At 53.4% G+C, this 24,469-nt stretch carries 25 protein-coding genes and 1 tRNA gene; 8 read left to right on the plus strand and 18 right to left on the minus strand.

Features of this window, described 5'->3' with window-relative positions; genetic code table 11:
* The first annotated feature begins 21 nt into the window (after positions 1-21).
* The 6 genes from yejM (at position 22) to narP (ending at position 4,816) form a co-directional block, all read left to right on the plus strand.
* Positions 22-1,782, plus strand: coding sequence for an LPS biosynthesis-modulating metalloenzyme YejM (yejM, locus tag ACVXHP_RS08670; RefSeq protein WP_447571289.1), 1,761 nt, complete (start codon positions 22-24; stop codon positions 1,780-1,782).
* A gap of 74 nt (positions 1,783-1,856) precedes the next feature.
* A tRNA-Pro gene (locus ACVXHP_RS08675) sits at positions 1,857-1,933 on the plus strand.
* A gap of 911 nt (positions 1,934-2,844) precedes the next feature.
* A complete protein-coding gene (locus ACVXHP_RS08680) occupies positions 2,845-3,174 on the plus strand; it encodes a putative T6SS immunity periplasmic lipoprotein (protein ID WP_447571290.1) in 330 nt (109 codons plus the stop codon).
* 5 nt (positions 3,175-3,179) lie between these two features.
* Positions 3,180-3,488 (plus strand): Hcp family type VI secretion system effector, encoded by a 309-nt coding sequence (locus ACVXHP_RS08685; RefSeq protein WP_447571291.1) that lies wholly within the window; start codon positions 3,180-3,182, stop codon positions 3,486-3,488.
* Complete coding sequence (locus ACVXHP_RS08690) at positions 3,451-3,678, plus strand: type VI secretion system tube protein Hcp (protein WP_447571311.1); 228 nt, start codon at positions 3,451-3,453, stop codon at positions 3,676-3,678. The genes ACVXHP_RS08685 and ACVXHP_RS08690 overlap by 38 nt, the downstream gene beginning before the upstream one ends.
* Before the next feature lie 490 nt (positions 3,679-4,168).
* Positions 4,169-4,816, plus strand: a complete 648-nt coding sequence (gene narP / locus ACVXHP_RS08695) for a nitrate/nitrite response regulator protein NarP (RefSeq protein WP_016153764.1) — start codon at positions 4,169-4,171, stop codon at positions 4,814-4,816.
* 101 nt (positions 4,817-4,917) lie between these two features.
* Here narP and ACVXHP_RS08700 read toward each other — a convergent pair whose 3' ends face one another.
* The 15 genes from ACVXHP_RS08700 to napF all read right to left on the minus strand — a co-directional run bounded on the left by ACVXHP_RS08700 (position 4,918) and on the right by napF (position 17,103).
* A complete protein-coding gene (locus ACVXHP_RS08700; protein ID WP_447571292.1) occupies positions 4,918-5,967 on the minus strand; it encodes a cytochrome c-type biogenesis protein CcmH in 1,050 nt (349 codons plus the stop codon).
* The gene (dsbE, locus tag ACVXHP_RS08705; protein WP_003834613.1) at positions 5,964-6,521 is read right to left on the minus strand and encodes a thiol:disulfide interchange protein DsbE; all 558 of its coding nucleotides are present in this window, start codon (positions 6,519-6,521) and stop codon (positions 5,964-5,966) included. The genes ACVXHP_RS08700 and dsbE overlap by 4 nt, the downstream gene beginning before the upstream one ends.
* Entirely contained in the window at positions 6,518-8,473 is a 1,956-nt protein-coding gene (locus ACVXHP_RS08710; RefSeq protein ID WP_316129709.1) for a heme lyase CcmF/NrfE family subunit, read from the minus strand. Before ACVXHP_RS08710 ends, dsbE begins: the two co-directional genes overlap by 4 nt.
* Positions 8,470-8,949 (minus strand): cytochrome c maturation protein CcmE, encoded by a 480-nt coding sequence (ccmE, locus tag ACVXHP_RS08715; RefSeq protein ID WP_042307191.1) that lies wholly within the window; start codon positions 8,947-8,949, stop codon positions 8,470-8,472. Before ccmE ends, ACVXHP_RS08710 begins: the two co-directional genes overlap by 4 nt.
* Positions 8,946-9,158 (minus strand): heme exporter protein CcmD, encoded by a 213-nt coding sequence (gene ccmD, locus ACVXHP_RS08720; RefSeq protein WP_200005746.1) that lies wholly within the window; start codon positions 9,156-9,158, stop codon positions 8,946-8,948. The genes ccmE and ccmD overlap by 4 nt, the downstream gene beginning before the upstream one ends.
* Entirely contained in the window at positions 9,155-9,892 is a 738-nt protein-coding gene (locus ACVXHP_RS08725; RefSeq protein ID WP_006683732.1) for a heme ABC transporter permease, read from the minus strand. Before ACVXHP_RS08725 ends, ccmD begins: the two co-directional genes overlap by 4 nt.
* Before the next feature lie 76 nt (positions 9,893-9,968).
* Positions 9,969-10,628, minus strand: coding sequence for a heme exporter protein CcmB (gene ccmB, locus ACVXHP_RS08730; protein WP_003027542.1), 660 nt, complete (start codon positions 10,626-10,628; stop codon positions 9,969-9,971).
* The gene (gene ccmA / locus ACVXHP_RS08735; RefSeq protein ID WP_038642182.1) at positions 10,625-11,245 is read right to left on the minus strand and encodes a cytochrome c biogenesis heme-transporting ATPase CcmA; all 621 of its coding nucleotides are present in this window, start codon (positions 11,243-11,245) and stop codon (positions 10,625-10,627) included. The genes ccmB and ccmA overlap by 4 nt, the downstream gene beginning before the upstream one ends.
* Before the next feature lie 20 nt (positions 11,246-11,265).
* Positions 11,266-11,868: a cytochrome c-type protein NapC gene (gene napC / locus ACVXHP_RS08740; protein WP_003027548.1), complete on the minus strand. Its 603-nt coding sequence runs from the start codon at positions 11,866-11,868 to the stop codon at positions 11,266-11,268.
* Between the two features lie 9 nt (positions 11,869-11,877).
* Complete coding sequence (gene napB, locus ACVXHP_RS08745) at positions 11,878-12,327, minus strand: nitrate reductase cytochrome c-type subunit (protein WP_038642185.1); 450 nt, start codon at positions 12,325-12,327, stop codon at positions 11,878-11,880.
* Positions 12,324-13,187 (minus strand): quinol dehydrogenase ferredoxin subunit NapH, encoded by an 864-nt coding sequence (napH, locus tag ACVXHP_RS08750; protein WP_447571293.1) that lies wholly within the window; start codon positions 13,185-13,187, stop codon positions 12,324-12,326. The genes napB and napH overlap by 4 nt, the downstream gene beginning before the upstream one ends.
* A complete protein-coding gene (gene napG / locus ACVXHP_RS08755; RefSeq protein ID WP_447571294.1) occupies positions 13,174-13,869 on the minus strand; it encodes a ferredoxin-type protein NapG in 696 nt (231 codons plus the stop codon). The genes napH and napG overlap by 14 nt, the downstream gene beginning before the upstream one ends.
* Before the next feature lie 6 nt (positions 13,870-13,875).
* On the minus strand, positions 13,876-16,362 hold the full coding sequence (napA, locus tag ACVXHP_RS08760; protein ID WP_316129712.1) for a nitrate reductase catalytic subunit NapA: 2,487 nt from the start codon (positions 16,360-16,362) through the stop codon (positions 13,876-13,878).
* Complete coding sequence (napD, locus tag ACVXHP_RS08765) at positions 16,359-16,622, minus strand: chaperone NapD (RefSeq protein ID WP_038642193.1); 264 nt, start codon at positions 16,620-16,622, stop codon at positions 16,359-16,361. The genes napA and napD overlap by 4 nt, the downstream gene beginning before the upstream one ends.
* Positions 16,612-17,103 carry a ferredoxin-type protein NapF gene (gene napF, locus ACVXHP_RS08770; protein WP_316129713.1) on the minus strand — a complete coding sequence of 164 codons (492 nt, stop codon included), beginning with the start codon at positions 17,101-17,103 and terminating at the stop codon, positions 16,612-16,614. Before napF ends, napD begins: the two co-directional genes overlap by 11 nt.
* 413 nt (positions 17,104-17,516) lie before the next feature.
* Between napF and eco the strand changes: the two genes are divergently transcribed.
* Positions 17,517-18,014, plus strand: coding sequence for a serine protease inhibitor ecotin (gene eco, locus ACVXHP_RS08775; RefSeq protein WP_447571312.1), 498 nt, complete (start codon positions 17,517-17,519; stop codon positions 18,012-18,014).
* A 93-nt stretch (positions 18,015-18,107) separates the two neighbouring features.
* Here eco and mqo read toward each other — a convergent pair whose 3' ends face one another.
* Positions 18,108-19,769 (minus strand): malate dehydrogenase (quinone), encoded by a 1,662-nt coding sequence (gene mqo, locus ACVXHP_RS08780; protein ID WP_447571295.1) that lies wholly within the window; start codon positions 19,767-19,769, stop codon positions 18,108-18,110.
* Between the two features lie 278 nt (positions 19,770-20,047).
* Here mqo and ACVXHP_RS08785 point away from each other — a divergent pair, with 278 nt between their 5' ends.
* On the plus strand, positions 20,048-21,292 hold the full coding sequence (locus ACVXHP_RS08785) for a SulP family inorganic anion transporter (protein WP_447571296.1): 1,245 nt from the start codon (positions 20,048-20,050) through the stop codon (positions 21,290-21,292).
* On the opposite strand, the gene mgtE is transcribed toward ACVXHP_RS08785, so the two are convergent.
* Positions 21,255-22,691, minus strand: coding sequence for a magnesium transporter (mgtE, locus tag ACVXHP_RS08790; RefSeq protein WP_447571297.1), 1,437 nt, complete (start codon positions 22,689-22,691; stop codon positions 21,255-21,257). The two genes, ACVXHP_RS08785 and mgtE, sit on opposite strands and share 38 nt — an antisense overlap.
* A gap of 105 nt (positions 22,692-22,796) precedes the next feature.
* On the minus strand, positions 22,797-24,440 hold the full coding sequence (locus ACVXHP_RS08795; protein ID WP_447571298.1) for a multidrug ABC transporter permease/ATP-binding protein: 1,644 nt from the start codon (positions 24,438-24,440) through the stop codon (positions 22,797-22,799).
* Between the last annotated feature and the right edge of the window lie 29 nt (positions 24,441-24,469).

Genomic DNA, 24,469 nt, shown 5'->3' on the forward strand with positions numbered 1-24,469 from the left:
CGGGGAAACGAACAACAGTTTATGGTAACTCATCGTCAGCGCTACCGTGAGAAAGTCTCCCAGATGGTTAGCTGGGGGCACTGGTTTGCTTTGTTCAACATTCTGTTGGCCATGGTACTCGGTAGCCGTTACCTGTTTGTCGCCGACTGGCCGACTACGCTTGCAGGGCGCGTATATTCCTACCTGAGCGTTGTCGGGCATTTTAGCTTCCTGGTGTTTGCCACCTATCTGCTGATCCTGTTTCCCCTGACGTTTATCGTCATGTCCCAGAGGCTGATGCGATTCTTATCAGCTATCCTGGCGACGGCTGGCATGACGCTGTTGTTAATCGACAGCGAAGTTTTTACCCGCTTCCACCTGCACCTCAACCCGATCGTCTGGGAACTGGTCATTAACCCTGACCAGAATGAAGCGGCGCGTGACTGGCAGCTGATGTTTATCAGCGTGCCGATTATTCTGTTAATAGAAATGCTGTTTGCGACCTGGAGCTGGCAAAAACTGCGCAGTCTGACGCGTCGTCGCCATTTTGCTAAACCCTTAGCAGCATTCTTCTTCGTTTCCTTTATCGCCTCGCATGTGGTGTACATCTGGGCAGATGCCAATTTCTATCGCCCTATTACCATGCAACGCGCGAACCTGCCGCTCTCCTATCCGATGACGGCGCGTAAGTTTCTGGAAAAACATGGTCTGTTGGATGCGCAAGAATATCAACGCCGCCTGATCGAGCAGGGAAATCCGGAAGCAGTTTCCGTGCAGTACCCGCTCAGTGAACTGCGCTACCGCGATATGGGAACCGGACAGAACGTTCTGCTGATCACCGTAGACGGCCTGAACTACTCCCGTTTTGAAAAACAGATGCCAGCGCTGGCTGAATTCGCTGAGCAGAATATCGCCTTTACGCGTCACATGAGCACAGGCAACACCACGGATAACGGGATTTTTGGCCTGTTCTATGGCGTTTCCCCAAGCTACATGGACGGCATTTTGTCGACCCGAACGCCTGCGGCGCTGATCTCTGCGCTGAACCAGCAGGGGTATCAGTTGGGGCTATTCTCCTCGGATGGCTTTACCAGCCCACTTTATCGCCAGGCACTGCTGTCAGATTTCTCCATGCCGAGCGTGCAAACGCAGTCTGACGAGCAAACCGCAAGCCAGTGGATCAACTGGCTGGGCCGCTACGCGCAGGAAGATAACCGCTGGTTCTCCTGGGTTTCCTTTAACGGGACAAACCTGGATGACAGCAACCAGAAGAACTTTGCCAAACGCTACGCCAATGCCGCTCAGGATGTGGATGCCAACATTAACCGGATCCTTAGCGCCCTGCGCGACTCCGGTAAACTGAACAACACGGTGGTGATTATTACCGCGGGCCGGGGCGTGCCGCTGACTCAGGAAGAGAACAATTTTGCCTGGTCACGCGGCCATCTGCAGGTTCCTCTGATTATTCACTGGCCGGGAACACCTGCTCAGCGCATCAATAGCCTGACCGATCATACGGACCTGATGACGACGCTCATGCAACGTCTGCTCCACGTCAGCACGCCAGCGAACGAGTACTCGCAGGGTCAGGATTTGTTTAATGCAACCCGCCGCCATTACTGGGTTACCGCCGCCGACGGCAGCACGCTGGCAATTACCACACCAGAGATGACGCTGGTGCTTAACAACAACGGTAATTATCAGACCTATGATTTACACGGTGAGAAGATAAAAGATCAGAAACCGCAGCTGAGCCTGCTGCTGCAAGTTCTGACGGATGAGAAACGATTTATTGCTAACTGATTAATTATAAATCAGTTAGCAAGCCATCCTCTTGCATTCACGCTGGAAAGCAGTAGTATTATCAGCCATAGCGTCGGCACGTAGCGCAGCCTGGTAGCGCACCGTCATGGGGTGTCGGGGGTCGGAGGTTCAAATCCTCTCGTGCCGACCAAAAATCCCCAAAAAAAACCAACCCTTGTGGTTGGTTTTTTTATGCCTGTTTTCTTAGCGGGAAAGCAACAGGGGTTAATCGGGGCCATCCGACGCAAAGCGTCGACTTCGTTGTAAAATTTCAGCTCTATATATATCACCGGGAAGTCATCAAACTCGTTTATGAAAAAGGGATTTTGATGGTCTGCCTGGTGCAAAACGATATCTGACAAGGCTTATTTATTCAGTAACCAGATTATTTATAATAATTTAATTTTAAAGAATTCAGAATTCTTCCCGGAAAGAAACATTTCCAATGCTTTAGGGTAGGAGTACCATTAGCGCATAAAACAATACAAATCGCATGGATATTCTATGCCCGTAAACGGAACAATAAAACCCACGTCGGGAACTCTCATAACCCCCGGAGGGGGTAAGGCAACTTACAATAGGAGAGATTGCACTAGCCAGGACGCTGTTTGGTGAGAGTATTATCTACAGCAAGGTGTGGGTACACCGTGAAAGCTATCTCCCCTTCAACTTACAACCCATAGATATTGCCATGACGCCAAACGGTGAACTTTGGTTTAGAGAGGGAACATATTCACCTGATTTTTCATTAGATATACTAGAGAAAAAACACAGATTCATGCATGAGATGGTTCACGCCTGACAAGCACAGAAAGGTATGTTTGTTAGAACCAGAGGTTTATTCTCTCGTTTCGCTGATTACAGTTACAGTTTAGATAAGGCTGACTTTCTTCACTATGGATTAGAACAACAGGCAACTATAGCCAGCGATTATTGGTTGATACAAGCATTTGGGATTAACAGAGATACTTACGTCCTGGTTAAATACCGTAACCTCAATCCTAATGAATCTATTCATTCAATATTATCAATATATAAATCTGTTATGAAAGGATTCCCCGGATGAAAAAATCAACTATTGTCCCCTTAATATTTCTTCTGTCAGGTTGCCCCGGTGGAGGCGTACCAGTTTCACAACAACGCAGTGTTTTTAAACAAGGCGATACTATTTGCTTCACTGTAAATAAAACAGATGTTTTAGAGCGTTATAGCATCTACTATTCGCCTGGCAGGAAATATACAGTTATTAAAGCAGATGATGGAATCTCTCTAAAATACCCTGACACTTGTTTTAAAATTAAATTAAAACATGGGTATGTATATAATATATCTTATTCTCTCAATAATAAAAGCTATTCAGATTCATTCTTTATAGATAACGATGGAAACTAATAATCATGTCATTACCAGCTTATTTATTTTTATATGATGAAAACGGAATGCAGATCCCAGGAGATTGTTTATCTTTAGGGCGTGAAGGTGCTATAGAAGTCATGAATAGTAGTTACGGTGTTAGACAAGCTGTAGATAGCAATACAGGTAGCATGACAGGCTGTAGGCAGCATAATCCCGTAATTGTGCATAAGCAACTTGATAAAGTCAGCCCTTACCTGGCTGTAGCTGTTTGTGAAGGGAAGAGACTGCAAAAGGCAGTCATTAAATATTATGATGACTATAGAAGCAGGGATCGAAGTAGAGATTTATAATATTACTCTGGAAGATGTTGTTATATCCTCTGTAGATTTTACACATGTCTACTATCCCGGTAGTTCATCTCCTAACATGCATGAGGTAGTGGGTCTTCGATTCCATGGCATTGAATGGAATTATGTTAGAGGAAATATTAAATACAACGATGCATGGCTGAAACCAGCAAAGAAAGAACAGCAACAATAAATAAAGGGGCATCATGCGCCCCCTATTCCATCAATAAATTTTAAACTCTACAATATCAGAACGTGGTTAACGCTTTTGTACTTGGGTACCCATTCCTGATGAAGAACGACGGCTGATACGTAAAGACGTACGGGTCGATCCTCAATGCTCAAGATTGTTACACCATAACCATTTTTGAACGTTGGTTCTCAATAAGGCGCTGTAACTATACATTACTGACAGTAACCGTATGCAGGATCAGTTCGACTGCAGATACTGAAAAGTTATGCCATAGCCTGATCCCACTTTCACCCCGCCCCCCAGCCCCCTCCCGGCGTCTTACCGTTCTTGAGCATCACATTGTCCAGGTATTCCCCCTCTATTCAGCACAGGTTTTACTACTTACCCATGCACAAATTGGGGTAAAATTTATCCTCTCATCAGCGCGATGAATCTGGACGATTGATGCGCTGAAAACAATAATGATACTAATAAAACTCAGGAGAATAGTATGCCTGAAGCAACGCCTTTTCGGGTGCTGATTGTCGACGACCACCCACTGATGCGGCGGGGAATTAGTCAATTATTGCAACTGGATCCCGCATTTAACGTGGTAGCTGAAGCAGGTGACGGCGCAAGTGCGATCGATCTGGCAAACCGTCTGGACCTTGACGTGATCCTGTTGGATCTCAATATGAAAGGTATGAGTGGGCTGGATACCCTGAATGCGCTGCGTCGGGACGGTGTGACCGCGCAAATTATCATTCTGACCGTTTCGGATGCCGCCAGCGATGTATACGCCCTCATTGACGCGGGTGCGGATGGTTATTTGCTCAAAGACAGCGATCCTGAAGTCCTGCTGGAGGCCATTCGCAGCGGCGCCAAAGGCGGTAAAGCGTTCAGTACACGCGTCAGTGAATATCTGCGCGAACGCGACCTGTTCGGCGCGCAAGAAGATCCGTTCAGCATTCTCACCGAACGCGAGCTGGATGTCTTGCATGAACTGGCTCAGGGGCTGTCGAATAAACAGATTGCTTCGGTGCTGAATATTTCCGAACAGACGGTGAAGGTGCACATTCGCAACCTGCTGCGCAAACTCAACGTGCGCTCTCGCGTTGCTGCCACTATTCTGTTTTTGCAAACACGCGGAATGCAATAATCAGATATTGCCCGATGGCGCTACGCTTATCGGGCCTACAAGTCGCGTGCATCGCCAGGCCGGATAAGACGCTTTGCGTCGCCATCCGGCCCATTCCACTCTTACTTCTCCTGCGGCGTTAGCTGCTCCATCGCCTGTTTAATACTGCGCTCTATTACCGCCCGACGGGTGTCGTTAGCGGGTAATAATTTCAGCATCATCTCCCACGCCGCAACCGCTTCGCCGAAGCGCTGCTGTTCGAAAGCGTTAAACGCGTACATGCTCAATACTCGCACGTTGGCATGTTCGCCGCGTATTAGTTGACGTAACAGCTCTCCGCCCCGACGGTTATCATCAGGATCGGATGAACGGGTCAGCGCTTCCGCATAGCCCAGCGCCGCATCGCTGTTTTTCGGATCCAGCCGATAAGCATTGGCATAGGCTTCAGTAGCCGTGCTGGCGTTGCCGAGCACCATGCCAATGCGTCCAAGCATAATCCAGCCTTCAACGTTTGCGGGATCGGCCTGTAAGCGAGTGCGCAGCCCCAATGCCAGACGCGTCATGTCTTCTTCATTCAGCGGGTCGGCTTTTGGATCCAATGCCCGCTCCAGCAGCATAGGTGTCTGAGCAGTGGCCTGCTGCCAGATCTGCACCTGCTTATAATTCCCGGTCTGGTAATAGCTCACCGCGCCGACCCCCAGCGCCACCACGATGCCGGGCACAAATAGTCCGAATCCACCGCGCTTGCCATCCGGGATGATGTCGTCAGGAAACTCTTCTTGTTTCACCCGCACGCGTCGGCGAGTACGGGCGAAAATAATCCAGCCCCCGAGACCAATCGCTACCACCGGCATCACCCACAGCAGCACGGTCAGCGGAGTTAACGGCGGATCGTAAGTGACGAAGTTGCCGTAGCGCGCCACCATGTAGTCAACAATCTCTTTCTGACTTTTGCCTTCCTGCATCAGTTCGTACACTTTCTGCCGCAGGTCGGTGGCAATCATTGAGTTAGAGTCGGCAATGCTGTTGTTCTGACATTTAGGACAACGCAGTTGCTCGGTAAGCTGGCGGAACTGCTGCTCCTGCGCTTCATCCTTAAACTGCATTACGTCGATAGTCGCAAGTGCGGATCCCGAGATAACCAGCATCAGCAGGCCCAATAAAAATCTCATTGCGCAGCCTCCTTACTGTACTTGTCCCACAACGGTTTGATCTCGCTTTCCCACACCCGGGCGTTAAGATCGCCGGCATGGCGATAGCGAATAATACCTTTCCCGTCGATCAGGAACGTCTCCGGTGCGCCATACACGCCAAGATCGAGGCCGAGCATACCGTCGCCGTCAAACAGACTTAATGAGTAAGGATTGCCCAGCTCTTTCAGCCAGACAATGGCTTTCTGACGATCGTCTTTATAGTTCAGACCCACTACCCGCACGCCTTGTGCAGACAGCTGATTCAGATACTGATGCTCGGCGCGACAGGTCGGACACCAGGTCGCCCAGACGTTCAGCAACACCGGCTTGCCCTGCGTCAGCACATCGGCCTGATAATGCTGACCCGGGTTTTCCAGCGATTCCAGGCGGAACGTCGGAACAGGTTTGCCGATCAACGCCGACTCCAGATTAGTAGGATCGTCTCCCTGCGCGTTACGCGCTAACTGCCACAGCAGGGCCGCCGCAATGATGAGAAAAATAATAAACGGAATTAACAGTGCGTTGCGCTTCATACAGCCTCCGACGCATTTTTTTGCACCGCAACGCGAGGACGCGTGCGCTGGCGATAGCGGGGATCAAACAGGCAGAACAACCCGCCCAGCGCCATCAGCAATCCTCCGGCCCAAATCCAGCGAATAAACGGTTTGTAATACAAACGTACAGCCCATGCGCCGTTATCCAGCTCTTCACCCAGCGCAGCATACAGATCGCGCGTGAACCCGCCGTCAATCGCCGCTTCGGTCATCATCGAACTGGTACTGTTATAGAAGCGTTTTTCCGCATGCAGCGTGGCTTCCGGTTTACCATCACGCGTGACGCCAATAATGGCGACCCCGCCCCGGTAGTTTGGCCCGGTAATATCTTTCACTTCACGGAAGGTAAACTGATAGTCATGGATGCTGACGCTATCACCCGCTTTCATACGTACATCGCGCTCCACGCTGTAATTCTGGCTAAAGGCAATACCAACAATGGTAATCGCCAGCCCAACGTGACCCGATACCATCCCCCAGTAGCTTGGCGTCAGCTTCGTTCCACGAGAAATGCGCAGGTACGCTTCGGACATGGCCAGCACAAATATCCAGCACGCCATCGCCAGCCCCACCACCGTCATGGCGGCAATGCGATCCTCAAACAGCCACGGCAGCAGCAGCGACAGAATAAGCGTGGTGACAAACGCGATAATCAGTAACGTTTTCAGTTTACGCGGCCGGTCACGGCCCCAGCGCACTAATGGCCCAATGCCCAGTAGCAGCGCAAACGGCGCCATCAGCCAGGTAAACATGGTATTGAAGAACGGCTCGCCAATCGAAATGCTGCCCAGCCCAAGCTGTTTGTGCACCAGCGGCAGCAGCGTGCCCAATAACACTACCAGCATAGCGGCGATCAGCAGGACGTTGTTGCCCAGCAGCAGCGATTCACGCGACCACAGCGCGTTGTTTACCCGCGAGCGAACCTTATGCCCACGCACCGCAAACAGCAGCAGGGAACCGCCAATCACCAGCACCATAAAGGCCAGAATAAACATCCCTCGCGACGGGTCAGAGGCGAAAGCATGTACCGAAACCAGTACGCCGGAGCGCACCAGGAAAGTGCCCAACAGGCACAGCGAGAAGGCGCTGATTGACAGCAGCAGCGTCCAGGCTTTGAAGCTGGCGCGCTGTTCGGTTACCGACAGCGAGTGCATCAGGGCGGTGCCCACCAGCCATGGCATAAAGGAGGCGTTCTCAACCGGATCCCAGAACCACCAGCCGCCCCAACCCAGCTCGTAATAGGCCCAGGCCGAACCGAGTACAATGCCCAGCGTCAGAAATACCCACGCCGCCAGCGTCCATGGACGCGAAAAGCGGGCGAAGGTGCTGTCCAGACGTCCGCTCATCAACGCGGCAATCGCAAACGCGAAGGCCACCGAGAAACCGACATATCCCATGTACAGCAACGGCGGATGGAAAATCAGTCCCGGATCCTGCAACAGCGGGTTCAGGTCGCGCCCTTCAATAGGAAAGTTGGGCAACGTGCGGGCAAACGGATTAGAGGTAAACAGGATAAACAGCAGGAAGCCGACGCTGACCATCCCCATCACCGCCAACACGCGGGCGACGATATCCAGCGGCATGCGCTGGCTGAAGGCCGCGACGGCGAAAGTCCAGCCGCTCATCAGCAGCACCCACAGCAGCAGCGAGCCTTCATGCGCGCCCCATGTCGCCGCAACCCGATACCAGACCGGAAGCTGGGTATTGGAGTTGCTGGCGACATAGGTCACGGTAAAGTCATTAACCACGAAGGCATTAACCAGAATCAGGAACGCCCCCATCACGCAGATAAACAAAACCCAGGCAAAAGGTCGTGCTGAGGCCATCATCCGTACGTCGCCGCGCGCCACGCCCCACAGCGGGTAGACCGACAGCAGTAATGCAACGCCAAGCGCAAGGCACAACAGCGCATTGCCAATTTCAGGCATCATGACGTTTTATCCTTATAAACACTTTCCGGGCGACGGTGGTTTTCCTGCATCGCTTTTTCGACTTCCGGTGGGGTGTAATTTTCATCATGTTTGGCAAGAACCTCTTTGGCCTGCACATGATTTCCCTTGTCCAGTTCGCCCTGAACGACGACGCCCTGCCCCTCACGGAACAGGTCCGGCAAAATGCCTTCATAGGTCACATCCACCACACCTTCGGCGTCATAGATGCTGAAATTCACCTTCAGTGATTGCGGATCGCGCTTCACGCTGCCGGGCATCACCATCCCACCCACGCGCAGTCGTTGCCCGACTTCAGGCATCTGCTGCGTTTCGCGCTTACCGTAGAGTATCTCTCCCGGCGTGTAGAACAGATCGATATTGGAACGCAGCGCGTAGAGCACCAGCGAAATGGTCAACGCCAGACCTGCCAGTACCGCGCAGGCTATCCATAACCGATTTTTACGTCGAATATTCACGCCGCCTCCCGTTGTACTTGCGCTGCGCGCATGCGCGCTTCCCTCGCCCGCTGCTCAGCCACGCCGCGTAAAATTGCGCGATGCTGTAACGCAGAATGCAGCACCAGCACCAGCAACGGAATAACGCTCATGGCGACAGCCAGCCAGACATACAAGGCGTAACCGCCCATCGCGAAAAAATCACTCCATGATGCAAATGCAGGGGTCATTGGCGGCCTCTTTTTAAGATCAGTTCGCTCACCCACGGGCGGCGTTTTTCCATCATCAAAATCAGGTTACGCATGCGCATTAGCGCCAGCGTGACGAACAGCAACAGGTAGCCGACAATCGCCAGACGCAGCGGTGCGCGCATTGCCGGATCGATGCTCTGCTGCATACGGGTTGACCCCTGATGCAGCGTATTCCACCACTCGACCGAGTAGTGAATAATCGGTAAGTTGACCACGCCAATCAGCACCAGAATACCGGCAGCACGCCCCGCCAGGCGGCGGTCGTCAAACGCATGCCACAGCGCAATGGCGCCAACATAGAGAAACAGCAGCACCAGTTCAGAGGTGAGTCGGGCGTCCCAGACCCACCAGGTTCCCCACATCGGTTTGCCCCATGCGGACCCCGTCACCAGCGCAATAAAGGTAAACACGGCACCAATGGGCGCCATCGCAGCCAGCGCCAGATTGGCCATTTTCATCTGCCAGACCAGGCCGATAAACGCGGCAACAGCCATCGAGGCATAAATCCCCATCGACCAGATTGCCGCCGGAACGTGCAGATAAATGATGCGATAGCTCTGACCCTGCTGATAATCAGCTGGCGCGAAGCCAAAGCCCCAGACCCATCCCGTTATGAGTACCACCGCGCTGGCAATCGCCAGCCACGGAATAAACCAGCCGCAGATCTGATAGAGCCGAGGGGGCATCGCCAATTGATGAAGTGTTTTCCACATAGTTCAGTCACCAGACTCCATTAATTAATATCCGTTTTGCCGGAGCGCCTTGCCCGGCCTGCAAATCCTGTTCGCATTATTGCACGCTGATCCGTAACGCCGCAGCCGTGGCAAACGGGCTTAACGTGGCGCTGCCTACCAACAACGCCCCCAAAATCGCCATGTATCCTTCAACAGGCAAGTGCATGGAAGCCGCATCCATCGCCGCGGTCGCAAAAATCAGTAGTGGGATAGTAAGCGGGAGAACCAGCACGCTTAACAGCACGCCGCCGCGCTTTAAACCCACCGTCAGGCCTACGCCAGGCGCGCCGAGAAAACCTAGCGTCGGCGTGCCGAGCAGCAAGGTCAGCGCCATAATTTTCCAGCCGTACATATCCATGCCCAGCAGTAATGCCACCAGCGGAGAAAGGATTAACAGCGGCAAACCGGTTACGACCCAGTGCGCCATCACTTTCGCCAGCACGACCGCCGGCAGCGGCAGCGGCAGCAGCATCAGTTGTTCGAGGCTGCCGTCCTGTAAGTCATCACGGAACAAGCGCTCCAACGCCAGCAATGACGCCAGCAGCGCCGCAACCCAGATAATGCCCGGCGCAATACGCGCCAGCAGCTGTGGCTCCGGTCCAATGCTCAGGGGGAACAGCGTGATAACAATCAGGAAGAACCATAAAGGATTGGCGATTTCCGCACTATGACGAAACGCAACCCGCAGTTCTAAACGGAAGATTCGCCACATCATTGCGTTGCCCTCTCGCTGGTCAGCGCAATACGTCGCACTTTATTGGTCTCAACATTAAGCGGCTGGTGGGTGGTGAGAATGACAATACCGCCCTGCTCCGTATGCTGCGCCATACGCTGAGTCAGTCGCTCAACGCCGTTCACATCAATGGCGGTAAAGGGTTCATCGAGGATCCACAGTCGAGCGCGGGTCAGCCACAAACGGGCCAGCGCCACGCGCCGCTGTTGTCCGGCGGAGAGCTGATTCACCGGAATATCTTCGTATCCGGCAAGTCCCGCCTGCGCCAGCGCGTCCAGGCACTGTGCGATGTCGCCATCGTGATGGAAAAAACGCAGGTTCTCCAACGCCGAAAGCCGGGTTTTTATCCCCGGCTGATGTCCGATCCACAGCAATTGCTGATGGTAGCTGTCCCGCACGTGATGCAAGGGTTGCTCTTGCCAGCAAACCTCCCCTGCGTCGGGACGCGCCAGCCCGGTAAGCAACCGCAGCAGAGTGGTTTTCCCCGCGCCGTTGCTGCCGGTAATTTGTACCCATTCCCCTGCGTTGACGCGAAATGACAGATCGCTGAACAGTATTCGGTCATCCCGCTCGCAAAGTAATTCTCTGGCTTCAAGCATACCTGGTTATCTACATCCTGTTAAAATCCCGGTTTGACTTCGCGCATATCAGGCAGTTTGTGCGCTATCCCTTTATGACAGTCAATACAGGTTTGCCCGTCTTTCACGGCCTGGTCGTGCATTTTGGCCGCTACGCCTTTCTGGGCGGTTAAATCCATAAACTCGAAGTTGTGACAGTTGCGACACTCTTGCGAATTATTGTCTTTCATACGCCGCCACTCATTTTGCGCCATCGTCAGACGATGGTCTTCAAATTTTTGCGGTGTATCTATTAACCCCAATGCTTTCGCGTACAGCTCTTTACTGGCCTTGATCTTACGGATCATTTTCGGGCCCCACTCATGCGGGACGTGGCAATCAGGGCAAGTCGCACGCACACCACTGCGGTTGTTGTAGTGTACGGTTTCCATATATTCCTGGTACACCGTATTGCGCATTTCGTGACAGCTAATGCAGAACTCTTCCGTATTGGCCTTTTCCATACCGGTATTAAAGCCGCCCCAGAAAATAATGCCGCCCACAAAGCCGATTAACAACAGCGTGCCGAGCGCCAGACGGCTGGGGCGGCGCCACCATTGCCAGACGCGCTTAATCCAGCCTGGTTTACGGTTAGAATTTTCCATAATGACCTCTTATTTCCCGTAACCTTTCGAGGGGGTGAAGGTATTTTCAACAATCGGCGCAGCGTCAGCCTGCGGGACGTGACATTGCAGACAGAAATAACGACGTGGCGCGACTTCAGCCAATACCTTGCCGTCGCTGTCCATAAAGTGCGTCGGACTGATGCGCGGCGCGCCGGTGGTGCGATAGCTTTCCACACCGTGGCATTGCAGGCAGCGGTTGGTATTGGTTGTCACCTGATACCCTTCAACGCTGTGCGGAACCATCGGCGGCTGATTCACATAGTTAAGCGGCATACGCTCCTGCTCTTTCGGCATGCGAATCGCCCCTTCCTGTGTTCCTGAGACTTCCGGTGACTGGCTCAGATCCACTCCGTTTGCAGCCCAAACGGCCCCACTGACGACCAGGGCAAGCAGGGCCGTCCATTGACTCAGCTTTTTAATCAGGTCATGGCTTTTCATGATTTCGCTCCCGAACTCCATCGTGTTGTTATTGTAAAAACATCCTCAGAACAGACATCCACGCAGCGACCGCAGGCCATGCAATCGCGACTGGTTACCTGCACCGGGCTTTGCTCATCCAGCACCGGCGCACGTAGCACATGCGGTTCCGGGCAAACATGAAAACAATCCATACAGCGGTTACATCTGTTACGTTCTTTTGCCGAAACGGTTAATGCACCTTTACTTCCCACCACGCTATACAGTGCGCCCAGTGGGCAGAGATGCCCGCACCAGCCATGCTCAACGACCAGTAGATCAAATATAAACAGCGCCAGAATCAGCAGCGCTCCACTGCCAAATCCCATGACCAGACTCCGCCCGAGCAGAGAGACGGGATTTATCCATTCCCACAGCAGCGTACCGGTCAAGGCGGAACCGACCAGGATAACCACCAGCAGGACATACCGTATATAGCGCGGCAAGGTCGCGGACTGATTCAGGTCAAACCTTCTACGTAACCAACTGGCTAAATCGGTGACCGGGTTCATCGGACAAACCCAGCTGCAAAACAGACGCTTACCCGCAAGGGCATACAGCACCGTGATAACGACCGCCCCCGTTAATGCAACCGTTGCCGGCAGGTGTCCACTGGCCAGGCTTTGCAGCGTAATCAGCGGATCGGTGAATGGGACGGTATCCAACAGCAGGCTGCCACTGTAATTGCCATGCAGGACCCATACGCCAAACCACGGGCCGCTCAGGAACATCGCCAGTATCAAAAACTGACTCAGACGACGCAGCAGCAGCCAGCGATGACTCTTCCACCACCCTTTTTTTGCCTGCGCTTCACGCCCGGCGTCACGTTTACGATTTGCCATTGTTCCCCTCCAGCCAACCGAAGCGGTAATGGTGTCCTAACTCCCCTTTCGCCAACGACAGCGGCAGCACTTTTATTGCCGGCTGCTCCAGCACGCAGACTTTTTCGCATTTCCCGCAGCCGGTACAGGCATCGCTATGGACGGTTGGAATAAACCGCGCATGCTTGCCGGTACGCATATTGCGGTCCAGCTCAAGGGTGATAGCCTCATCGATTTTCGGGCACTCGCGATAACAAACATCGCAACGTAACCCTTGATAGTTGAGGCAGTTTTCGTGATCCAGCAGTACCGCCAGCCCCATACGCGAATCGTCAATGGATGCAATTTCCCTGTCCAACGCGCCGCTGGGGCAGACTTTGGCGCACGGAATGTCCTCACACATTTCGCAGGGAATATCGCGGGCGACAAAATACGGCGTACCGGCTGCCAGCCCGGAGGCCAGCGTCGCCAGCTTCAGCGTGTCATACGGGCATGCCTGAACGCACTGACCGCAGCGCACACAGGCGCTGGCGAAGGCCTCCTCGCTCAGTGCGCCTGGCGGGCGTAACCGCACGCCGGTTGCACGTGCGGTTTGCTGTTGTAACCCCAGCGCCACGCCAACGACGGCCAGCCCGCTCGCTGCGCGAACCATATCGCGCAGAAAGCGGCGGCGGCCATTTTGGGGTTTTGCTGACCGGGACATAACGCGTTACACCTTCGCCAGTTTCACGGCGCACTTCTTGAAATCCGTCTCTTTGGAGAGCGGATCCGTCGCATCCAGCGTCAGATTGTTCACCAGCTGTGCGGCATCGAAGAACGGCATGTATACCAGCCCCTGCGGCGGACGGTTACGCCCGCGCGTTTCAACAATCGAGATAACTTCGCCACGGCGGGAAACCACTTTGACTTTATCGCCACGGCGCAGATCGCGCGCTTTTGCATCCAGCGGGTGGATAAACAGCACCGCTTCCGGGAAGGCGCGGTGCAGTTCAGGCACACGACGCGTCATGCTGCCGGTATGCCAGTGCTCCAGCACACGTCCGGTGGAGAGCCACAGGTCATACTCTTTATCCGGTGCTTCAGCGGCAGGTTCAAATGGCAGCGCGAAGATGACCGCTTTGCCGTCCGGCTTACCGTAGAACTTGTAGCTTTCGCCCGCTTTCACATAAGGGTCGTTGCCTTCGCTGTAGCGCCACTGGGTCTCTTTGCCCTCAACGACCGGCCAGCGTAAACCACGCGCTTTGTGGTAGTCGTCGAATGGTGCGAGATCGTGCCCGTGACCACGACCAAACCAGGCATACTCTTCGAATAGCCCTTTTTGCAGATAGAAGCCCAGCTCGCGGGATTCATCGTTGAGCTGATCTTCAGCCAGTTCAGCAACCGGGAATTTGGTCACGGCTGGCGTGGCGAACAGCACGTCATACAACGTTTTGCCGCGCAGCTCTGGTTTCTGCGCCAGCAGCTCTTCCGGCCACACTTCTTCGGTTTTGAAGCGACGGGAGAACTGCACCAGTTGCCACAGATCCGATTTCGATTCACCCGGCGCTTTAATCTGCTGACGCCAGAACTGAGTGCGGCGTTCCGCGTTACCGTAGGCACCTTCTTTCTCTACCCACATCGCGGTCGGCAGGATCAGGTCGGCTGACAGGGCACTGACCGTCGGGTACGGATCGGAAACGATGATGAAGTTGCGCGGATCGCGCCAACCCGGCATACGCTCTTCGTTGATGTTCGGACCGGCCTGCATGTTGTTGGTACACATCGCCCAGTAAACATTCAGCTTGCCATCTTTCAGCGCACGGTCCTGCGCCACGGCGTGCAGCCCGATTTTTGCCGGAATGGTCCCTGACGGGATATTCCAGTGCTTCTCGCAGATATCGCGGTGTTTTTCGTTGGTGACCACCATGTCCGCAGGCAGACGGTGGGAGAACGTACCGACTTCACGCGCGGTACCGCAAGCGGAAGGCTGACCGGTCAATGAGAACGGGCCACAGCCTGGCTGAGAGATTTTACCGGTCAGCAGGTGCAGGTTATAGACCAGGTTGTTGGCCCACACGCCGCGGGTATGCTGGTTAAAGCCCATCGTCCAGTAGGAGATGACTTTTTTCTTCGGATCGGCATACAGCTGCGCCAGCTGTTCCAGTTGATCTTTCGGTACGCCGGTCATTTCGGCGGTTTTATCCAGCGTGTACTCAGCAACGAAGGCTTTGTAATCCTCAAAGCTCATCGGTTCAGAGGCATCGGAACCTGGATTCTTCGCCGCTTTTTCCAGCGGATGAGTTGGACGCAGGCCGTAGCCAATGTCCGTCACCCCTTTACGCAGGTTAACGTGCTTGCTAAAGAAATCCTGGTTGATCGCATTGTTTTGAATGATGTAGTTCGCGATGTAGTTGAGGATCACCAGATCGGTTTGCGGCGTGAAGACCATGCCGTTATCCGCCAGCTCAAAACTACGATGCTGGAAGGTGGAGAGCACCGCGACGTTAACATTCGGATCGGACAGACGACGGTTGGTGATGCGCGACCACAGAATCGGGTGCATCTCCGCCATATTCGCGCCCCACAAGACGAAAGCATCGGCATGCTCAATATCGTCATAACAGCCCATCGGCTCATCCATACCAAAGGTACGCATAAAGCCAACCACCGCTGACGCCATGCAGTGACGCGCGTTCGGGTCGATGTTATTAGAACGGAAGCCGGCTTTAAACAATTTGGCGGCAGCGTAACCTTCCCAAATCGTCCACTGACCCGAGCCGAACATGCCGATAGACTCTGGGCCTTTTTCTTTCATGGAGGTTTTGAATTTCTCTTCCATCACGTCAAAGGCCTGTTCCCAGCTAATCGGGGTGAATTCGCCTTCTTTGTGATACTTACCGTCCTTCATACGCAGCATCGGCTGTGTTAAACGGTCTTTTCCGTACATGATTTTCGGCAGGAAGTAACCTTTGATGCAGTTAAGTCCACGGTTAACCGGCGCATCCGGGTCGCCCTGGCATGCCACAACACGCCCTTGCTGCGTCCCGACCAATACGCCACAGCCCGTCCCGCAGAAACGGCACGGGGCTTTGTCCCATTTGATGGCTTCTTGCTGACCGACTACCGCGCGGGCTACGCCCGGCACGCTTAACCCGGCAGCCGCCGCAGCGGCCGCAACGGCGTTAGCTTTCATAAAGCTACGACGACTGAGTTTCATGGTGTTTCCTCACCTTGCTCATCCTGCTGGTGATAAACCAGCGACACCGCCAGCACGCCCGCAACGTTGCGCACTGACTCAATAGTTTTCATTAACGTTTCACTTTGCTCTGCTTCCACCACCACAATGAGCTGGCCGCTTTCCACATCGCTAAGTGCAACTTCGCAACCCGGAAATGAACGCAACTGCGTGGCGATATCATTGATATGCTGACTTTTGGCCTGAACGACCAGGCTGCAGACCTGCCAGTTACTGTCCATGGTTGTACTCCGCATTAATGGCTGATACCGGGCAAATAGCGACACACGCGCCGCATCCGTTACAAGCCTGATTGTCGAGCTGTGGCTGATAAATACCGGACAGCGTGGGGCGAAAGGTTATGGCCATAGGTTCACAGCTATCCTGACAGCGATGACACTCAACTGACTGGTGTGCGAGACAGTCTTCCCCGATCGTAAAATTCAGATCCCATGCCCTGGTGTGGCGCGGAAGAAAAAGTGATTCGGGACAGGCCTCTGCGCAGGCATAACAAAAGCTGCACTCGCCGTGTTTGAAATTTACGCTCGGATAACCACCCTGGCCTCGCTGCAGGATGTCGGTTTCACACGCCTGGATGCAGGCGTCACAACGGAGGCAATGGGTCAGAAAGTGAGAGTCTTCCTTGCTCCACGGCGGACGAATCCCTGCGTTGGCGTTACGCCAACTGCCTGTCAACATGCCTCGACGGGATAGATCAACCATGACATTGTCCTTCCATAATGACGCTCACCCTCGGCGGGTTGAACGACATAAAAAACTGCACTATTTATGAGTAGTTATTTTTAGTCGTAAGATATTTCAGGATGTGTAAGAGGAGCATACCCCGATCGGGGTAAATGCTGTTGCCGGATCAAAAGAGTGTTGAGTTGACGGGAAAAAATGCGCTTTTGCTCACATTTCAATGAGTTATATAATGAAGTATATAGCGAACAAAGCAACAAGAGAATTATCTTACTATTAAGATAAATCTTAGAACATATCACTACACCGAACCTAAACTAATCAAAAACTAACTTAAAATATAAGTAAATCTAGATTAATAGATAATACGAATATGTTAACCTGCCCCAGACTCGTTCATAAGACAGAAGAAAGGAAACACTGTGAACAATAAGATGAAGACAATTGTCCCTGCCGTACTTTTCGCCGCCTTTGCCAGCACCTCTGCCTGGGCTGCCAGTAACGATACCGGCGCACAGCCGCTGGAAAAAGTCGCCCCTTATCCTCAAGCGGAAAAGGGTATGAAGCGCCAGGTTATCCAGCTTACCCCTGAGAAAGATGAATCTACTCTGAAAGTAGAACTGCTGATCGGACAAACGCTGGAAGTTGACTGTAACCAGCACCGCCTGGGCGGAGAGCTGGACAGCAAAACGCTGGAAGGTTGGGGATACGACTACTATGTTTTCGACAAAGTCACCTCTCCGGTTTCAACCATGATGGCCTGCCCGGACGGTAAGAAAGAGAAGAAATTTATTACCGCGTATCTGGGTGATGACGGCATGCTGCGCTACAACAGCAAGCTGCCGATTGTGGTCTACACCCCGGAAAACGTGGAAGTGAAATACCGTATCTGGAAAGCGGAAGAGAAGATTCAGGACGCAATCGCGCGATAAGTGAGAATGTGCCGGATGGCGGCGTACTGCCTTATCCGGCCTACAGACGCATGAACCAGGCCGGATAAGCGCTGCGCTTATCCGGCATTTTATTTACAGCGCAATATCCGCCACAGCTTTCTGCTCAGGCTGCGGTTGAGCCTGAGGTTTCAGCTGCGGTTTTGGCGCTTCATCGGCAACCTGCGGCTTGTCGTATTTCAGACCCAGAACTTCGCTGGTGTATTGCAGCTCTTGTTCAGTCGCCTCAACGTTTCCGTTCAGCTTAGTACCATAAGACGGAATAATCGTTTTCAGCTTCGCCTGCCACTCGGGGCTGGCGACTTTATCTTTAAACACTTTTTCCATCAGATGCAGCATGATCGGTGCCGCGGTTGACGCACCAGGCGAAGCGCCCAGCAGCGCAGCAATCGTACCTTCTTTATCGCTGACGACTTCGGTTCCCAGACGTAGCACGCCGCCCTTCTCTGCATCACTTTTAATGATCTGCACACGCTGACCCGCCTGCCATAAACGCCAGTCTTCTTTTTTCGCCTGCGGATAGTATTCTTGCAGTGCGGCAAAACGGTCGTCATCGCTCAGCATCACCTGGCTTACCAGATATTTCACCAGATCGAAGTTATCCAGGCCTACGTTGACCATCGGCATAAAGTTCGACGTCGTGGTCGAGCTGAGCAGATCCCACAACGAACCGTTTTTCAGGAACTTAGTGGAGAATGTCGCGAATGGCCCAAACAGCACGACGCGTTTGCCATCGAGGATACGGGTATCGATGTGCGGTACGGACATCGGCGGCGCGCCCACAGAGGCCTGACCATATACTTTCGCCAGGTGGCTATTTACCACGTCCGGGTTTTCCGCCACCAGGAACTGGCCGCCAACCGGGAATCCGGCATAGCCTTTTGCTTCTGGAATGTCGGTTTCCTGCAACAGCTTCAGCGCAGCGCCACCGGCACCGATAAAGACAAACTTCGCCTTGATATCATGTTCCGCTTCGTTGTTTTTGAGATCGGCAACCGTGACGGTCCAGCTATTGTCCGCATTGCGTTTAAAGCCACGCACTTCGGTACTGAGCTGCAGCGCAAAATTGGGCTTTTTCTGCAACGAGGCAATCAGTTGGCGCGTGATTTCACCATAGTTAACGTCGGTACCAATCTCGGTACGCGTTGCCGCAACTTTCTGTTTCGGATCGCGACCTTCCATAACCAGCGGCGCCCACTCTTTAATCTGCGCGTGATCTTCGGAATAACGCATACCACGGAATAAGGTGCTCTGCTGCAGTGCGGTGTAACGGGCGCGCAGGAAATTCACGTTCTCGTCGCCCCAGACAAAACTCATATGCGGGACGGTAGTGATAAATGAGCGTGGTTCATGCATCACGCCATTATTAACCTGATAAGCCCAAAACTGACGGGAAATCTGGAAGGCTTCGTTGATTTCGACTGCCTTTTCAATGCTGATGCTACCGTCGGCCTTTTTAGGCGTGTAGTTCAGCTCCATCAGTGCGGAGTGGCCGGTTCCGGCGTTGTTCCAGCCGTTCGAACTTTCCTGAGCGACGCCATCCAGTCGCTCGACCATGGTCATTGACCATTGTGGCTCCAGCTCCTGTAAATAGGTTCCCAGCGTGGCGCTCATGATACCGCCGCCAATCAACAGTACATCCGTTTCCTGCTCTTCCGCCGCTTTCGCTTTTGCTGCCATAGAGACAACGTTCAGCCCTACAGCCATGGTGAAGAGCATGGCAGTCACTTTTTTCATAATGTTAATGCCTTACTTTTAGTATCGCTTTTTGCTTTTAATGCAGGTGAAAATCGAGCGGCACTAACGGTAACACTTAAGTAAAAATAATTAAATATTGTTTATAAATTATATTTTAATTTTAAAAATGTTATTAATACGTTGATAATTTATACGGTTATTGACAATCACTTCTGGAAACCCGCCCGTCAGACGCGTACTATGCTGCGCTTTGCTATTCACCGCACGGATGCCTGTCGGTCTGCTGTTATCAGGCCCTTTCTGACCTGAGAGTTACTATGTCTGCAACACACTCCTCCTCTGCTGTGACAGAACAGAGCACCCGCACCGTACTGCGACAACCCCGCCTGCTGGTACGTGAAACGCTGGCGGGGGTGGTAACCGCCCTGGCGCTGATCCCGGAAGTGATCTCTTTTTCCGTTATTGCGGGCGTCGACCCTAAAGTCAGCCTGATCGCTTCCGTCGTGTTGTGCCTGGCCATGTCTTTTTTAGGTGGCCGTCCGGCAATGGTTACGGCTGCTGCAGGATCGGTTGCGCTGGTGATTGGTCCGATGGTGCATCAACACGGCGTGCAGTACATTCTGCCTGCGGTGGCGCTGGCTGGGATTATCCAGATCCTGTTTGGCGTATCAGGGATGGCGCGTCTGATGCGATTCATTCCTACAGCCGTCATGACCGGCTTTGTCAACGCCTTGGGCATTTTGATTTTCTTTGCTCAGGTCCCGCATTTTTGGGGTAAAAGCCCGCTAATCTGGGGACTGTTTGTCCTGACACTGCTGATTGTGCTGTGGGTTCCACGGTTTATTAAAACAATCCCCGCGCCGCTTATCGCCATCGTGCTGCTGACGGTATTCACTGTAAGCAGCGGACAACTGTTACCAACCGTCGGTGATGAAGGTTCAATGAGCGGTGGACTTCCGGGAATAACGCAGCTGTTAGTGCCGCTCAACCTGCAAACATTGGCCATTATCTGGCCCTGTGCGCTGAGCATCGCTTTTGTCGGTTTGATGGAATCGCTGTTAACCGCCCGTCTGGTGGATGACCTGACGGTGACACCGTCGAATAAGAATAGAGAGAGCGCTGGATTGGGGATAGCCAATATTCTGGCCGGATTTTATGGCGGTATTGCCGGATGCGCGATGATTGGTCAAACCATCGTTAACGTCGAGATGGGCAAAGGACGCAGCCGCATTTCGACGATTGCCGCCGGGCTTGTATTGCTGCTGTTAGTCACCGCGTTGAGCGAAGTCATGGCGAAAATACCCATGTCGGTGCTGGCGGGAATTATGGTGATTGTGGCGGTGAAAACCTTCAGTTGGCACAGCATTCAGCCCACCACGCTGACCAAAATCCCCGCCACTGAAACACTGGTCATGCTGATAACCGTCGGCGCAACGGTCTCTACCGGCAACCTGGCGATTGGCGTGGTTGCCGGAGTGATGACCATGCTCATCCTGCCGCGCATCGTCAGACGTAAACGCGCGGCTACATCAGAAACAGCGTTGCCAGACCGAGAAAAATAAAGAAACCGCCGGTGTCGGTAATTGCCGTAATCATGACGCTTGAGCCGACCGCCGGGTCGCGCCCGAGCTTCACCATGGTCATGGGAATAATCACCCCCATCAACGCCGCCATCAGCAGATTAAGCATCATCGCCAGAGTCATCACGCCGCCGAGCGCCATATCATCGTACAGCCACCAGGTAATGCCGCCCATAATCCCACCCCAGACGAGGCCATTTACCAGCGCCACGCCCATCTCACGCAGGATCAAAAACGTCAGGTTTCCCGGCTGAATATTTTGTAGCGCCAGCGCGCGAACGATCATGGTGATAGTTTGATTTCCGGTATTGCCGCCGATCCCTGCCACAATCGGCATCAGCGAAGCCAGCGCCACCAGTTGCGAGATCGTATGTTCAAAGCCATCAATGACCCGCGAGGCGATAAAGGCGGTACAGAGATTAATGGCCAACCATGCCCAGCGGGTTTTTACCGCTTTGGTAACCGGAGCAAACACATCCTCTTCAGCGCTCAAGCCCCCCATTCGACGCAGATCGGTATCGGTTTCTTCGTATACCACATCCACGATCTCATCGATGGTCAAACGGCCCATCAACTTACCGGCAGGATCAACCACCGCGGCACTGACCAGGTTGTCACGTTCGAACGTACGCGCGGCGTTTTCGGCAATGTCTTCCGGGGAAAAGGTGAGCGGGTCATTTTCCATCACTTCGCAGACTTTACGCTGCACATCATTGAGCAGGATACAGGTTAGCGTCAGTTCGCCGACCAGCACCTTATTACGATCGGTCACGAAAAGTTTATCGGTGTTCTCCGGCATCCTGCCGAGCCGCCGTAAATAGCGCTGCACCACTTCCAGCGTCACGTCCGGGCGCACGGTGATGACTTCGAACTCCATAATCGCACCGACGCGATTCTTCTCGTAGTGCAACACCTGGCGCACGCGCGCCCGCTCCTCTGCGGGTAACGTTGCCAGCAGACGGCCTGTGAGATTACGCGGCAGATGCTGGACCAGGTAAATCTGTTCATCGATATCGAGATATTGCAGCGCATCCAGCAGCTCGCGGTCGCTCATCTCATCAATCAGGTCGTCCCAGACGTTTTCTGACGCCTCAAGCAAGACGTTACCGCGTTTTTCATTTTCGACCAGCCGCCACAGGGCGTGGCGCTCTTCAGAGGGTAATGCTTCGAGGGTATCGGCCAGATCCGGCGGCGGCAGGTGCGCCACCAGCGCCCCTACCTCAGCAATATCGTCGGCTAAGGTACCGACGTCATATTGCTCAGCCAGGGTAAGCTTGCCCAACAGCGTGGAAATAATGGCTTTATCAGTGGTCAGCAGCCAGATGAGGCGCGCACGCTCTTCATCACGCAGTCTGGCGCTGTTTTTGTTGAATGCGGACATTAATCATAAATCCATGATATGAAATATCATTAATCATGATGCCGATTTATGTAAATAACAATAAACGGAACCGCCGGGCGGATAAAAAACCGGCGGTTGCTGGGATTACGCAGTACGAGCGACGGCATCACGCGAGGCGGCATCACGCTCATCGCCCACTAATTCACTTAACTGTCCGTTACGCATCTCCAACAGACGATCGGCGTGAATAAAATAGTGATCGTCATGGCTAATAGCGAAGATGGTTTTACCCATTTCCTGCATCAGCGGCAATAACACCTGATAGAACTCACGGCGGAAGTGAGGGTCCTGATCGGCAGCCCATTCATCCAGCAGAATAATGTCGCGCTCCTCCGCCAGCGCCAGCAGCAGCGCCACGCGTTTTTTCTGCCCTTTCGACAGCTTGAGATTGAGAATACGCCCATCGTTCAGCTCAAGCTTGTGACCCATCTTCAGATGTTCAAGCCACTTCGCCACCAGCGCCGGATCGGCCTCTTTACCTTCCGGACCGAGCAGTTTGTCGAACAGCCAGACGTCGGTAAACACGGCGGAGAACAGCTTGCGATAGTCCTCTGGTTTTTCGACAGCAACCGCTTTGCCGTCGAGCAGGATCTCGCCTGACTGCGGCTGATACAATCCGGTCAGTAACATAGCCAGTGTGGATTTCCCGCTACCATTGCCGCCAATCAGGAAGATCAGTTCCCCGCGACGAATAGTCAGATTTACCGGCCCGACAGAGAACGCGTTATCCTGATAGTGGAAGACCACGTTACGCAGCTCCAGCGTTTGCCAGTCCGGAAACGCAGTTGGGCGCGGGAATTCGGCCTTAAAGGGCGCCAGTGAAAACTTATTCAGCTTGTTAAATGCGACCTGTGCGGTGAGCAGCGTCGGCAGTGCGCCAACGGCAGAGAGCAGCGGCGTACGCAGGAATAACAGCGTCAGCGAATAGGTCGCCGCCACGGCGGTATCCGCCCAGCCCAGACTGTTAGCCATCCAGAACACCAGGCCAATGGCGCCCAGCATCATAATGTTCGACCAGTTTACTGCACTGAGGTGGAAGGTATCGGCGCGGATAATATGGTGACGATACTCTTTGGCATCCGGGACGTATAATTGATTAAAGATATGCTCGGCGCGCTCGCGGTTGAGCGTCAACTCTTTGCGCCCTTCCAGCACCGTCTGGTAATCGTTGTACAATTTGTCTTCTGTTTCGCGCAGGGTCGCCATATGTTTATATACCCGCGCGACCAGTACAAACCCGCCCCAGATGGTGATTGCCATCCAGATTGCCGTCACCAGCAGCATTTTGGTTGATAGCATCGCCAGATACGCCGCCGACCCGATGGTGAGGATAATCCCTTGCACCAGCTCAGGCAGACGGACAAAAGCGATGGTGATGTTGCGGATATCGCTGGTTAAACCGGCCAGCAACGAGGCGCTGCCAAGCTGTTCGATACGCTCGACGTGGGTGTCCAGAATACGCTTGATAAATTCGCTACGCAGGCGGTAAACAAAGTGGTGTCCCAGCATGGTTAACGCCAGCTGTGAGCCAAGGGTAACAATCATCAACAACAGCAGCAGGCCAAGAAACTCCGGCAGCACCATCAACGTGGTGTCGACCGTTTCAATCAGGCGCTGGTTAATAAACGCAATCAGCCCAATTCCCAACGCAGCGCTGGCGAGGCTGAGTGCCATGACGCTGATAAATGGCCAGCGATACTGCCGCCAGACAAGAAGTAAAAGTTCCATGCAAACAACCCGGGCAAGTAATAACAGCC

It is taken from the genome of Citrobacter freundii complex sp. 2025EL-00176 (assembly GCF_053309355.1).